We start from the raw sequence: 13006 nt of genomic DNA on the forward strand, positions 1-13006 counted from the left end.
GTCACCCCACAGAAGACGATCGGGAAGGAAGGGCCCCGAAAGCCGGGCCTTGAAAGCCGGACCTTTAAATTAGCACTGCTAGTTTAGGGCCGCAGCCCTACTATGTGCGCCATGGCCCGACCGCGCAAGCCCCTGCTCAGCACCGACCGGATCGTCGAGAAGGCCCGCGCGCTGGTGGACGCGGAGGGCCTCGCGGCCGTCTCCACGCGCCGGCTCGCCGCGGAACTGGGAGTGAGCGGGCCCTCGCTCTACAACCACTTCCGTACCAAGGACGAGATCCTGGAGGCGGTCGCCGACTCGGTGAGCGCGCAGGTCGACCTGTCGATGTTCGAGGACGGCCGGGACTGGCGGACCGCGCTGCACGACTGGGCCGTCTCCTACCGCGCGGCCCTGCGCGACCACCCCAACATCGTCCCGGTACTGGCCCACGGTCCCGGCCGCCGCCCGGCCGCACTGCACCTCGCGGACGCCGTCTACGGCGCGATGGTCGCGGCGGGCTGGCCCCCGGCCCAGGCCACGTCCATCGGCGCGCTCATGCGGTACTTCATCATGGGCTCGGCGCTCGGTTCCTTCGCCGCCGGCTTCGTGGACGACGCCGGCGCCTACGACCCCGCCGACTACCCGCACCTCCAGCAGGCCCATCTCCTCGCCGAGCAGCAGGAGAAGATCGACGAGCGGGCCTTCGAGACCGGGCTGGCGGCGCTGCTGGACGGGCTGGCGCAGCAGTACCAGCGGGCCGCGGAGAGCGCCTGAGGACACTTCGGCGCCCGCCGAACCGTGCGTAGCGCATCCTGGGTCGCATGACCGACAAGGACGCCGAAGCGCCCGGGCTCGCCCGGCTGGCCGGGCTGATCGCCGACGAGACCCGGGCCGCGTGTCTGCTGGCGCTGCTCGACGGGCGGGCGTGGACCGCCGGTGAGCTGGCCCGGCACGCGGGGGTCGCCGCGTCGACGCTGAGCGAGCACCTGAGCAAGCTCGTCGCGGGCGGCCTGCTCGCCGAGGAGCGCCAGGGGCGGCACCGGTACGTACGCCTGGCGGACGAGCGGGTCGCGCAGTTGGTGGAGGACCTGGCCGCGCAGGTCGCGCCGACGGCGGCGGCACGGCGTCCGCGCACCCTGCGGGCGTCGAGCGCCGGAGCGGCGATGGCCCGGGGGCGCACCTGCTACGACCACCTCGCCGGGCGGCTCGGCATCACGGTGACCGACGCGCTGACCGGACGCGGACTGCTGCGCCAGGACACCGGGTTCGCGCTCACGGACGCGGGGCTCGGCTGGTTCGACACCACCGGCATTCCGCTGAGGCCCACCGGCCGCCGGCCGCTGGCCAGGGCCTGCCTCGACTGGACCGAACGCCGTCCCCATCTCGCGGGCGTCGCGGGCGCGGCCCTGTGCCGGCACGCCCTGGACGCGGGCTGGTGCGTGCGCATCGGCTCGGAGCGTGCGGTGAAGGTGACACCGGCGGGCGAGGACGCGCTCGCCGAGCTGCTGGGCATCGACCCGGTGGCGCTGCGCTGAGCGCCCCGGCACCGCTTCCCCGTCCGACATCCGTCAGCGGGAGCCTCCTCCCGCTGCCTGGCCTCTGGAGCATGATGAGCACCGCCCGTCCTCCCGCCTCCTCCCGGCGTCCGCGACTGCTCGCGGCCGGCGCCGCCACGGTGACCGTGGTCCTGTGGGCCTCCGCCTTCGTCTCGATCCGCAGTGCGGGCGAGGCGTACTCGCCGGGCGCGCTGGCGCTCGGCCGGCTGCTGTCGGGTGTGCTGACGCTCGGGGCGATCTGTCTGCTGCGCCGGGAGGGGCTGCCACCGCGGTCGGCCTGGCGCGGGATCGCCATATCGGGGCTGCTGTGGTTCGGCTTCTACATGGTCGTCCTGAACTGGGGCGAGCAGCAGGTGGACGCCGGCACGGCCGCCCTCGTGGTGAACGTCGGACCGATCCTCATCGCCCTGCTCGGTGCCCGGCTGCTCGGGGACGCGCTGCCGCCGCGGCTGCTGGCGGGGATGGCGGTGTCGTTCGCCGGTGCGGTGACCGTCGGGCTGTCGATGTCCGGCGAGGGAGGGTCCTCCCTGTTCGGGGTGGTGCTGTGTCTGCTGGCCGCCGTGGCGTACGCGGGCGGGGTCGTCGCCCAGAAGCCGGCCCTGGGCCGGGCGAGCGCGCTGCAGGTGACGACGTTCGGTTGCCTGGTCGGGGCGGTGGTCTGTCTGCCGTTCACGGGGCAGCTGGTGCACGAGGCGGCCGACGCGCCGGTCTCCGCGACGCTCAACATGGTGTACCTGGGCGTGTTCCCGACCGCGCTGGCGTTCACGACCTGGGCGTACGCCCTGGCCCGTACGACCGCCGGCCGCATGGGCGCGACCACGTACGCCGTGCCCGCCCTCGTCGTCCTGATGTCCTGGCTGGTGCTGGGTGAGGTGCCGGGACTGCTGACCCTGGCGGGCGGCGCGCTGTGCCTGGCGGGCGTGGCGGTGTCGCGGTCGAGGAGGCGCGCGGTGGCGGGTCCGGAGCGGGTCGTCGCCCCGGAACCGCGCCGTGCGGACGTGGACCGACGCCAGGGGTGTCGTTCGGATCAGGCCGGCTCCGGGTGACGGCGCCTCGCAGGCGGGCCGAGCGGGGTCTGGTGCGCGCAGCCTCGAGGCGGAGGAGGGCGCCGGGGCGGAGCCCCGGCGCCCGACGGCAACCCGGCAGACGGGCGTGCCGGACCCCGCGGCCCCGACGCACAGGTTGGAGATCAGGCCATGCGGTCTAGAACACCACCAGCGCCCGGCCGCCCTTGCCCGCCAGCATGTTCTCGAAGGCCGCCGGAATGCCGTCCAGCGCTATGCGCTCGGTCACCAGGGCGCCGAGGTCCAGGCGGCCGGCCCGGACGTGCTCGGCCAGCACCGGGAGGTCCCGGGCCGGGTCGGCGTTGCCGTAGACGCAGCCGGAGAGGGTGCGGCCCCAGTGGAAGATCTCCAGGGCGTTGAAGGTGACCTGCTGGTCCTTGCCGCCGATGCCGACGACCGTGGTGCGGCCGCCGCGCCGGGTGGATTCCCACGCGGTGCGGATGGTGACCGCGCGGCCGACGCACTCGACGGCGACGTCGACGCCCTGCTTGCCGGTGAGGGCGCGGATCTCGCGGGCGGTGGTGTCGGAGGCGACCAGGTAGTCGGTGGCCCCGGCGGCGCGGGCCAGCCCCTCTTTCTCGGGCGAGACGTCCACGGCGACGATCTTCGAGGAGCCCGCGATCCGGGCCGCCTGGAGGGTGGCGAGGCCCACTCCCCCGACGCCGAACACCGCGACCGTCTCGCCGCGGCGGACCTTCGCGGAGTGGTGGACGGCGCCGTAGCCGGTGAGGACGGCGCAGCCGAGGAGCGCCGCGTCGGTGAGCGGGATGCCGTCGGGCACGGGCAGGACGCAGGCGGCGCTCACGACGGTCTCCTCGGCGAACGCGGCGACGTTCAGGCCGGGGTGCAGGTCGGTGCCGTCGTCGGCGCGGCGGGCGTGCACGTCGGCGGCGCCGGCCAGGGCGTTCGCGCACAGCCAGACCTCGCCGAGCGAGCAGGCGTGGCAGGCACCGCAGGACGGCGCCCAGTTGAGGACGACGCCGTCGCCGGGTGCGAGGTGGGTGACGTCCTCACCGACGGCCAGGACGGTGCCGGCGCCCTCGTGCCCGAGGACGGCGGGGACCGGCACGCGCATGGTGCCGTTGGACAGGGACAGGTCGGAGTGGCAGACCCCGGCGGCGGCGAGCTTCACCCGGACCTGCCCCGGGCCGGGCTCGGGCAGTTCGATCCGGGTGACCTCCAGCGGGGCGCCTACGGCGGGTACGACGGCGGCACGGACAGCGGTACGGACGGCCATGACGTGGGCAACTCCCCTGGCTAGAACTGGAGGGACTTGGTCTGGAGGTACTCGGCGAGCCCGTGCCGGCCGAGTTCCCGGCCCACGCCCGACTGCTTGTAGCCGCCGAAGGGCGCCAGCGGGTTGAAGCGGCCGCCGTTGATGTCGACCTGGCCGGTGTCCATACGACGGGCGAAGGCGACCGCCTCCGCCTCGTCACCGGCCCAGACGGCGCCGGCGAGGCCGTACACCGTGCCGTTGGCGATCCGCAGGGCGTCCTCCTCGTCCTCGTAGCGCAGGACGGACAGGACCGGGCCGAAGATCTCCTCCTGGGCGATGGTCATCTCCTCGGTGACGTCGGCGAAGACCGTCGGGCTGACGAAGTAACCCCGCTCGCGCGGTGCTTCGGAACCGCCCGCGACGAGCCGCGCCCCCTCGGCGACGCCCTTGTCGATGTAACCGAGCACCCGCTCCTGCTGCTTGGCGTTGACGACCGGACCGATGCGGTCGCCGTACTTCGCGGCGGCCTCGGCGGCCAGCTCGACGGCCTCGTCGTACTGGTCGCGGTGGACCAGCATCCGGGTCCAGGCGCTGCAGGTCTGGCCGGAGTTGGACATGACGTTGGCGACGCCGACGTTCACCGCCTTGGCCAGGTCGGCGCTCGGGAGGATCACGTTGGCGGACTTGCCGCCGAGTTCGAGGGCGACCTTCTTGACGGCCGCGCCCGCGGCGGCGCCGATCCGCCGGCCGACGGCCGTGGAGCCGGTGAAGGAGACGAGGTCGACGCCGGGGTGCTCGGCGAGGGCCTGGCCGGCGACCGGGCCGAGGCCGGTGACCAGGTTGAAGACGCCCGCGGGGACGCCGGCCTCGTGCACCGCCTCGGCGAAGAGCTGGGCGGTGAGCGGGGTGTCCTCGGCGGGCTTCAGCACGATCGTGCAGCCGGCCGCGAGCGCCGGGGCGACCTTGGCGACGATCTGGTGGAGCGGGTAGTTCCAGGGGGTGATGGCGCCGACCACGCCGACCGGCTCGTGGTGGACGAGGGAGTTGCCCACCTTCTCCTCGAAGGCGTACGTCGCCGTCAGGTCGGCGTAGGAGCCCGCGACCGCGATGGGGGCGCCGGCGTGCACGGCCTGTGAGAACTTCAGCGGCGAGCCCAGCTCGGCGGTGACGGTCTCGGCGATCTCGTCCTTGCGGGCCACCAGCACGTCCCGCAGGGCGGCCAGGCGCGCGGCGCGTTCGGCGGGCGGGGTGGCGGCCCAGCCGGGCAGGGCGGCGCGGGCGGCCCGTACGGCGGTGTCGACGTCCAGGGCGGTGCCGGCGGGAACCTTGCCGATCACCTGCTCGTCGGCCGGGTTCACGACGTCGATCGTGTCCCGGCCGTCGGCGGGTCGCCAGGCTCCGTCGATGTACATGCCGTCGTGTGCCTTCATCGCGTTCCTTCCGGGCGGGCCTCGTCGTCCGGCCCCAAACTAGCGCCGATAGTTTTACGGCACCAGGGGCCGCCACCATGGTGGCGCGGCTCACCCTCCCGGAGGGCGGATTCCCGGCCGGCTCACTCCTCCAGGTCCGGCAGCCGGGCCGGGGCGGGGCAGATGCGGTCGCCGTGCTGGTCGAAGACGAAGAGGTGGGCGAGGTCGACGAGCAGCGGGACCTGCATGCCGTGCCGGAGGCTGATGTCGGGGGTGGTCCGGACGATCAGGTCGCCGGGCAGGCGGCCGTCGGGGGCGGTGACCGCGGTTCCCGCCTCCTCCGGGTCGTCCAGCACCACCACCGGTCCGGCGCGCAGGGCGCCCGCCCGTTCCTTCAGCCGTTCCAGGACCGTACCGTCGCGGCGGCGCCGCGCCGGGCGGGCACCGGGCCGCGGCGCCTCCAGGTCGGGCACCACGGCCGGCCGCGAACCGGTGTTGAAGTGGACGAGGACCTCGTGGCCCTGGAACTCGACGTGCTCCACCAGACCGGTGAGCAGCACCTCGCCCGGGCGGGCGGTGGCGGGTTCCGCGATCCGGACGGCCTCGGAGCGCAGCCCCACGATCACCTCGCGGCCCTGCTGGACGCGGAGCAACTGGTGGTCCAGGGAGAGCGGTTCGGGCAGCCGCAGGTACTGCTTGCCCAGGCTGATGGTCATCGCACCGTCGAGCGGCGCGCGGACCATCCCGCGCAGCAGGTTGATGCGCGGGGTGCCGACGAAGGCGGCGACGAAGACGTTGCGCGGCAGGGCGTACACCGCGCGTGGGGTGTCCACCTGCTGGAGCACGCCACCGCGCAGGACGGCGACACGGTCGCCGAGGGACATGGCCTCGGACTGGTCGTGGGTGACGTAGACCGTGGTGACGCCCAGCTCCCGGGTCAGCTTGGTGATCTCGGCGCGCAGGTGGCCGCGGAGCTTGGCGTCGAGGTTGGACAGCGGTTCGTCCATCAGGAAGACGGTGGGGTGGCGGGCGATGGCCCGGCCCATGGCGACGCGCTGGCGTTCACCGCCGGAGAGCTGGGCGGGGAAGCGGTCGAGGAGGTCCTCGATGCCCAGCATGCGGGCGGTGGCGTTCACGCGGGGGCCGTGGTCGCCCTGCGGGTCCTCGACGCGCAGGGGGAAGCCGATGTTCCCACGGGTCGTCATGTTGGGGTACAGGGCGAAGTTCTGGAAGACCATCGCCATGCGGCGTTCGGCGGGGTTCAGGTCGTTGGCGTACTCGCCGTCCAGCAGCAGCCGACCGTCGGTGATCTCCTCCAGGCCGGCGATCATGCGCAGCACGGTGGACTTGCCGCATCCGGAGGGGCCGAGCAGGACGAGGAACTCGCCGGGCGCGATGTCCAGCGACAGCCGGTCCACCACGCGGACGCCTCGCGCGTAGGTCTTGCTCACGTCGTACAGGGAGATGGCGCGTGTCATGGGAGGGCCCCCGGGGGCTCACTGAGCGTTGGTGCTCCGCTGTCGGACGCCCTCGTGCGGGTCGTACGGGGCGTGTGAGTCACGGAAGCTAACGGAATGTGCCCGGCCGGGGGAAGACGCTGGACCACAACTCGCCGGTGCCGTCCAACTGGTGAGAAAGCGGACGGCCGGATTCAGAGGCGGTGCGTCTCAGGTGGCGGACAGGGGGACAGGGGGCGGTGTCCCGGACCATGGGTCGGACCGGTGCCGACGAGACGGGGGTACGGCGGACAGACCCTGCTAACGGGCCGGGCGCCGCAAGGCCCGGCGGCGAGGCGTGCCCTCGGGGTCGTCCTCGCGGTCACCCTCGGGGTCGTCTCCGGCATGACCCTCGGGGTCGTCTCCGGAATCGCCCTCGGGATCGTCCCCGGCATGCCCCGCGGTGGGCTTCCGGTCCGCGGCCGGTCCGGTGGACGGGGCGCGCAGGGCGACGCCCGAGGAGACCAGCAGCAGCGCGCCGAGCATCACGAACGGCGCGGCCACGCCCGCCACGCCCGCGATCAGGCCCGCCGCGGCGGGTGCGGCGACCTGGCCGAGGCGGTTGCCGGTCAGGCGCAGGGCGAGGGCCGTGGAGCGGGCCCCGTCGGGGGCCGCCTGGACGACGGTCGTCATGGACAGCGGCTGGCCCACGCCGAGGCAGAAGCCGAGGACGACCAGCACCAGCCCGAGCGCCCACACCGGCACCGGCAGCGCGACGCCGGCGCACAACAGGGCGGCGAGCAGACAGGTGACCGTCAGCAGCAGGGTGCGGCCGAGCAGCCGCAGGAGGGGCGTGAGCACCAGCCGGCAGGCGATCGTGGCCGCCGCGCGCAGGCTGAGCAGGACGCCGATCAGGGCCGGGGAGATGCCCCGGTGCTCGCCGACCACCGGCAGGTAGGCGGTGAGGATGTCGGTCGCGGACAGCACGGACAGACTGATCAGGATGCCCGCGGGCACGCCCCGGGCGCGCAGGATGCTCCCCACCGGAACACGCGCGCCCTGTTCCGTACGGGGCCCGGCGGCCGTCGGATGCTCTATGCGCCACAGCGACGTGAACGCGACCGCCGCACCCGCGCCCGCCACCACCAGGGCGAGCGCACTGCTGCCGGCCATGTCCCGGCCGCCGATCAGAGCCCCCGCCGCGACGGGGCCGACCAGTTGGCCGAGCGAGGCGCCGATGGTGAAGTGGCCGAAGTTGCGGTCCTGTTCGTGCGGCGCGGACTGGCGGGCCACCAGTGACTGGGCGCCGATGACGAAGCAGAGGTGGCCGAGGCCCATGACGCCGCTCCACAGGGCCATCGCCCACAGGGACCCGGCGATGCCGCTCAGCGCGCAGCCGCCGGCGATGAGCACCACGCCGGCGGGCAGCAGCGGCGCACAGCGGCCGTGGTCGGTACGGCGCCCGAGGGGGACGGCGGCGAAGAGCGGCAGCAACGCGTACACACCGGCGATGACGCCGACCGCCCGCTCGTCCGCGCCCAGCGCGAGGGCCCGGTAGGAGACGGCGGGCCGGGCCATCGACACCGCCCCCTGCGCGAAGCCGAAGGCGATGACGAGGCGGAGCAGCCAGCCGCGGTTCCCACCGGGCGCCATGATCGTGTCCTTCCCGGACTCGGCGGACCACCGAGTCCCCGAACGACTCCCGAACGGAGTCGGCCCGATGATCAGATGATGCCGAACAGGATGCCCGCCGCGAGAATCACCAGGCTCGTCAGGACCGCCCACTTCACGACGAACCGCGTGTGGTCGCCGAACTCCACCTTGGCCATGCCGACCAGGACGTACACGGCCGGCACCAGCGGGCTGGACATGTGCAGCGGCTGGCCGACGATGGAGGCACGGGCGATCTCCAGCGTCGACACGCCGTGCGCCTGACCGGCCTCGGCGAGCACCGGCAGGACGCCGAAGTAGAAGCCGTCGTTCGACATGAAGTAGGTGAGCGGCAGGCTCAGCAGGCCGGTGACCAGGCCCATGTGCGGGCCCATGCCGGCGGGGATGGTGTCCACGAGCCAGTTGGCCATGTGGTCGACCATGCCGGTGCCGGTGAGGACGCCGGTGAAGACGGCGGCGGCGAAGACCATGCCCGAGACGTTGAGGACGTTGTCGGCGTGGGCCGCGATCCGGGCCTTCTGGTCGGGGATGTGCGGGAAGTTGACGGTGAGCGCGAGTGCGGCGCCGAGCAGGAAGAGCACCGGGATCGGCAGCAACTCCATGATCATGGCGGTGAGCAGGGCGACCGTGAGCAGTGCGTTGAACCAGTACAGCTTGGGGCGCAGGGTGGCCCGGTTCGGGTCGAGGCCCTGGAAGTCGTCGTCGGACGCGTCGCCCCGGGCGGCGGGGTCTCCGAAGCCGCCGGAACCCGCGGCGGACCCGGACGCCTTGCCCGTACCGGCACCGGCCCCGGAAGCCGCACCCGTACCCGCACCGGTACCGGTACCGGCGCCGACCAGCACCGTCTCCGTCTCCGTCTCCCGCACCAGTGCCTCGTCCAGCGTCAGCGTGCCCAGCCGCCTGCGCTCGCGCAGCCCGAGGACGTACGCCAGGACCACGACGGCGAGCAGGCCCACGGCCAGTGCCGGGATCATCGGGACGAAGATGTCGGTGGCGTCGACCTTCAGCGCGGTCGCGGCGCGGGCGGTGGGGCCGCCCCAGGGCAGGGTGTTCATCACGCCGTTGGCCATGGCGGCGACACCGGTCATCACGACCAGGCTCATCTTCAGGCGCTTGTACAGCGGGTACATCGCCGAGACCGTGATCATGAAGGTGGTGGAGCCGTCGCCGTCCAGCGAGACGATCGCGGCGAGCAGCGCCGTACCGACGACGATGCGCATCGGGTCGGCCTTGCAGAACTTCAGGATGGCCCGGACGATCGGGTCGAAGAGCCCGACGTCGATCATCACCCCGAAGTAGACGATCGCGAACATGAGCATCGCCGCGGTGGGGGCGAGGCTGGACACGCCGTCGATGACGTAGTCGCCGAGGTGGGCGCCCTTGCCGACGAACACGCAGAACAGCGCGGGAATCAGCACGAGCGCCGCGATCGGCGACATCTTCTTCATCATGATCAGGACCAGGAAGGTCGCGATCATGGCGAAGCCGAGGATGGTCAGCATGAATGAGTACCTAACGTTCGCCCTTGAACATCCCACCGGGGCAGGCGGTGCGATGACGTTAGGTGCCGCGAGCTTGCGTTAACAAGACGTTGACATGCGAGCAATAAGCGCAAAACTCCAGGTCACGGCTTTGCTCACGTCAGCGGTCGGGTCACGGGGGTGAGCCGGACCGGTACGCCGTTGAGGACCGCGTTGCCCGAGAGCGGGTCCAGCAGGCTGCCGTCGAGGAGCTGGTTGACGTTGACGCCGGGGTCGACGGCGGCGTGGGTCAGGCGGGTGCCGGGCCGGTCGTGACCCCAGCCGTGCGGGAGGCTCACCACGCCGGGGCGGACGGTGTCGGTGACCTCGGCGGGGGCGGTCACCTCTCCCCCGGCTCCCCGCACGCGCACGGGCTCACCGTTGCGCACGCCGAGCCGTTCGGCGTCGTCGGGATGGAGGTGCAGGGTGCAGCGGTTGGAGCCGCCCGTGAGGGGCGGGATGTTGTGCATCCAGCTGTTGTTGGACCTCAGGTGGCGACGGCCGACGAGGACGAACCCGTCGGGCCGCTCGGCCAGGGCCCGCCGCAGGCGCGGCAGGTCGTCGGCGATCGGCCCCGGCAGCAGCTCCACCCTTCCGCTGCGGGTCTTCAGCGGCTGCGGCAGGCGCGGGCGCAGCGGGCCGAGGTCGATGCCGTGCGGGTGGGCGAGCAGCCGCTGGAGGGTCAGCCCGTCCGGTCGTACGCCGAAGCCGTCGCCGTAGGGGCCGAGGCGCAGCATCATGTCGAGGCGCCGTTCGGGGCCGTTGTCGCCGGTGAGTCGCGCGGTCAGTTCGCCGGGGTCGCGGCCGTGCACGGGTGAGTGCGGGTCCCGCACGGCCTTGCCGAGGGTCTGTTCGGTCACCATGGCGTCGACGGCGGCCGGGTCCGCGCCGTGCATGCCGGTGGCGGCCAGGATCAGGCGGGCCAGGATCTCGGTCTCGGCCATGCGGCCGGGCTCCAGCGGGACCGCGGGACGGGTGTAGCGGACCTGGTTGCGCACGGCGAGGGTGTTGAGGGCGAAGTCGTGGTGCGGGCTCTGCGCGGGCGGGGGCGGGGGCAGGACGACGTGGGCGTGGCGCGAGGTCTCGTTCAGGTACGGGTCGACGCTCACCATGAAGTCGAGCGAGGCCAGTGCCTTGTCGAGCCGGTCGCCGTCGGGCGCGGACAGGACGGGGTTGGCGGCGACGGTGATCAGCGCGCGGAGCGGCTCGCCCTCGTCGGTGGCGGTGTCGATCTCCTCGGCGAGGGCGGACAGGGGCAGCTCCCCCTTCGCCTCGGGGTGTCCGCTCACCCGGGAGCGCCAGCGGCCGAGCTCGAAGCCGCGGCCGGGCCCGGCGGGGCGGGGCGTCCGGTCGGTGGCCGCCTGCGGGAAGAGGGCGCCGCCGGGACGGTCGAGGTTGCCGGTGAGGATGTTGAGGACGTCCACGAGCCAGCTGGCGAGGGTGCCGTGCGGGACGGTGCAGCTGCCGATGCGGCCGTAGACGGCGGCGGTGGGGGCGGCGGCGAGTTCGCGGGCGAGGGCGCGCGTCACGCCGGCGTCCACGTCGCAGGCGGCGGCGACGGACTCGGGGGTGAAGGCCCGTAGGACGTCGGCGAGTTCCGTGACGCCCTCGACGTGCGGAGCGAGGGCGCCGAGGTCCACCAGGTCCTCTTCGAACAGTACGTGGGTCATCGCGGCGAGCAGCAGCGCGTCGGTGCCGGGGCGGATCGCCACGTGCCGGTCGGCGAGCCTGGCGGTGCGGGTGCGGCGCGGGTCGATGACGGTGAGGGTGCCGCCGCGGGCCTTGAGGGCCTTGAGCCGGCCGGGGAAGTCGGGCGCGGTGCACAGACTGCCGTTGGACTCCAGCGGGTTGGCGCCGAGGAGGAGCAGATGGTCGGTGCGGTCGAGGTCGGGCACCGGGATGGCGTGCGCGTCGCCGAAGAGCAGCCCGCTGGAGACGTGCTTGGGCATCTGGTCCAGCGTGGAGGCGGTGAAGAGGCTGCGGGTGCCGAGGGCGCCGAGCAGGACGGGCGGGTAGAGCGCACCGGCCATGGTGTGCACGTTGGGGTTGCCCAGGACGACGCCGACCGCGTGCGGCCCGTGCTGCTCCACGACCGGCCGGACGCCCGCGGCGACCGCGTCGAACGCCTCCTGCCAGGTCGCCTCGCGCAGCTCGCCGCCCCTGCGCACCAGGGGCGTGCGCAGCCGGTCGGGGTCGGCGTCGACGGCGCCGAAGGAGGCACCCTTGGGGCAGACGAAGCCGCGGCTGAAGACGTCGTCGCCGTCGCCGCGGGCGGCGGTGACCGTGGTGCCCTCGACGGTGAGCGTCAGGCCGCAGGTGGCCTCGCACAGGGGGCAGATACGCAGGGCGGTGCGGGACACGGGTGTCCTCCCGGAAGGCGGCGGTGGCGCACGGGCGTGGAGTCTCACGGCGAGCATACCGACCGGTAGGCATGTTGGGGAGGCCCCTGTGGACGGCCGTGCGGGCGGCGGCCCGTCAGTCCAGTACGCGCCCCAGATACGCCCGCAGCAGTTCCCGGGCCTCCTCGATGATCCGGTCGTCCCCGTCCGGCGAGACCCGGAAGGCGAGCTGCACGAGGGCGTCGGCGGTCTCCACGGCGACGAGGAAGGTGCGGCGCAGATCGTCGTCGGACCGGCGGCCGAGGTAGCCGCAGATCAGCTCGGTGAGCCGGTCGGCGACCCGGTGGTTGGGCAGGGTGTGCCGGCCGCCGACCGGGATCTGGTTGCCGAAGTCGATCAGCGAGAAGCCGGGCGCGGTCCGCTTCATCGCCAGGTACTCGTCGAGCACCGCGTCCAGCGCCCAGCGCCAGCCGCCGTCGCCCGCCTCCGTCAGCCGTTCGGTCACGCGCTCCGCGTAGCGCTCCAGGTTGCGCTGGGCCAGCGCGTCGACCATCTGCCGCTTGTTGCCGAAGAAGCGGTACACCGACCCGATGGGGACGTCCGCCCGCAGGGCCACGGCCCTGGTGCTCAGGGCGTCGTAGCCGACCTCGTCGAGGAGGCCGGCGCAGGCGTCGAGGATCCTGGTCAGCCGTTCGGCGCTGCGCCGCTGCACGGGGGCCCGTCGGAGCGAGGTCGCGTGGGACACGGTCCTCATGATGCCCTCCCGGGGCGGTCCGGTGAACTGTGACCTCCGGTACGGGAACGGACGGCGGATCC

Annotated in this window: 10 protein-coding genes; 3 read left to right on the forward strand and 7 right to left on the reverse strand. The window is 73.4% G+C overall.

Going from position 1 to position 13006, the window contains the following annotated elements:
* Nucleotides 1–111 precede the first annotated feature (111 nt).
* From RM812_RS14130 to RM812_RS14140, 3 genes are all read left to right on the forward strand, one after another.
* Nucleotides 112–753: a TetR/AcrR family transcriptional regulator gene (locus RM812_RS14130; RefSeq protein WP_311572858.1), complete on the forward strand. Its 642-nt coding sequence runs from the start codon at nt 112–114 to the stop codon at nt 751–753.
* Between the two features lie 47 nt (nt 754–800).
* Entirely contained in the window at nt 801–1514 is a 714-nt protein-coding gene (locus RM812_RS14135; protein ID WP_311572859.1) for an ArsR/SmtB family transcription factor, read from the forward strand.
* Between the two features lie 71 nt (nt 1515–1585).
* The gene (locus RM812_RS14140) at nt 1586–2581 is read left to right on the forward strand and encodes a DMT family transporter (protein WP_311572860.1); all 996 of its coding nucleotides are present in this window, start codon (nt 1586–1588) and stop codon (nt 2579–2581) included.
* A gap of 157 nt (nt 2582–2738) precedes the next feature.
* Here the strand turns inward: RM812_RS14140 and RM812_RS14145 are convergent, their stop codons facing one another.
* From RM812_RS14145 to RM812_RS14175, 7 genes are all read right to left on the reverse strand, one after another.
* A complete protein-coding gene (locus RM812_RS14145; protein WP_311572861.1) occupies nt 2739–3836 on the reverse strand; it encodes a zinc-binding dehydrogenase in 1098 nt (365 codons plus the stop codon).
* Nucleotides 3837–3856: 20 nt separating this feature from the next.
* A complete protein-coding gene (locus tag RM812_RS14150; RefSeq protein ID WP_311572862.1) occupies nt 3857–5245 on the reverse strand; it encodes an aldehyde dehydrogenase family protein in 1389 nt (462 codons plus the stop codon).
* A 122-nt stretch (nt 5246–5367) separates the two neighbouring features.
* On the reverse strand, nt 5368–6702 hold the full coding sequence (locus RM812_RS14155) for an ABC transporter ATP-binding protein (protein ID WP_311572863.1): 1335 nt from the start codon (nt 6700–6702) through the stop codon (nt 5368–5370).
* Between the two features lie 279 nt (nt 6703–6981).
* Nucleotides 6982–8313, reverse strand: a complete 1332-nt coding sequence (locus RM812_RS14160) for an MFS transporter (RefSeq protein ID WP_311572864.1) — start codon at nt 8311–8313, stop codon at nt 6982–6984.
* Between the two features lie 71 nt (nt 8314–8384).
* The gene (locus RM812_RS14165) at nt 8385–9833 is read right to left on the reverse strand and encodes a CitMHS family transporter (RefSeq protein WP_311572865.1); all 1449 of its coding nucleotides are present in this window, start codon (nt 9831–9833) and stop codon (nt 8385–8387) included.
* 134 nt (nt 9834–9967) lie between these two features.
* Nucleotides 9968–12211 (reverse strand): molybdopterin oxidoreductase family protein, encoded by a 2244-nt coding sequence (locus RM812_RS14170; protein WP_311572866.1) that lies wholly within the window; start codon nt 12209–12211, stop codon nt 9968–9970.
* A gap of 115 nt (nt 12212–12326) precedes the next feature.
* Nucleotides 12327–12944 carry a TetR/AcrR family transcriptional regulator gene (locus RM812_RS14175; RefSeq protein WP_311572867.1) on the reverse strand — a complete coding sequence of 206 codons (618 nt, stop codon included), beginning with the start codon at nt 12942–12944 and terminating at the stop codon, nt 12327–12329.
* Nucleotides 12945–13006 lie beyond the last annotated feature (62 nt).

This window comes from Streptomyces lancefieldiae (assembly GCF_031845825.1).
In the GTDB taxonomy this organism is placed as follows: Bacteria; Actinomycetota; Actinomycetes; order Streptomycetales; family Streptomycetaceae; genus Streptomyces; species Streptomyces lancefieldiae.

Excerpts from the sequence above, each read along its gene's own strand:
- RM812_RS14130 (WP_311572858.1), top strand. The coding sequence starts at position 112 with ATGGCCCGACCGCGCAAGCCCCTGCTCAGCACCGACCGGATCGTCGAG.
- RM812_RS14135 (WP_311572859.1), top strand. The coding sequence starts at position 801 with ATGACCGACAAGGACGCCGAAGCGCCCGGGCTCGCCCGGCTGGCCGGG.
- RM812_RS14140 (WP_311572860.1), top strand. The coding sequence starts at position 1,586 with ATGATGAGCACCGCCCGTCCTCCCGCCTCCTCCCGGCGTCCGCGACTG.
- RM812_RS14145 (WP_311572861.1), bottom strand. The coding sequence starts at position 3,836 with ATGGCCGTCCGTACCGCTGTCCGTGCCGCCGTCGTACCCGCCGTAGGC.
- RM812_RS14150 (WP_311572862.1), bottom strand. The coding sequence starts at position 5,245 with ATGAAGGCACACGACGGCATGTACATCGACGGAGCCTGGCGACCCGCC.
- RM812_RS14155 (WP_311572863.1), bottom strand. The coding sequence starts at position 6,702 with ATGACACGCGCCATCTCCCTGTACGACGTGAGCAAGACCTACGCGCGA.
- RM812_RS14160 (WP_311572864.1), bottom strand. The coding sequence starts at position 8,313 with ATGGCGCCCGGTGGGAACCGCGGCTGGCTGCTCCGCCTCGTCATCGCC.
- RM812_RS14165 (WP_311572865.1), bottom strand. The coding sequence starts at position 9,833 with ATGCTGACCATCCTCGGCTTCGCCATGATCGCGACCTTCCTGGTCCTG.
- RM812_RS14175 (WP_311572867.1), bottom strand. The coding sequence starts at position 12,944 with ATGAGGACCGTGTCCCACGCGACCTCGCTCCGACGGGCCCCCGTGCAG.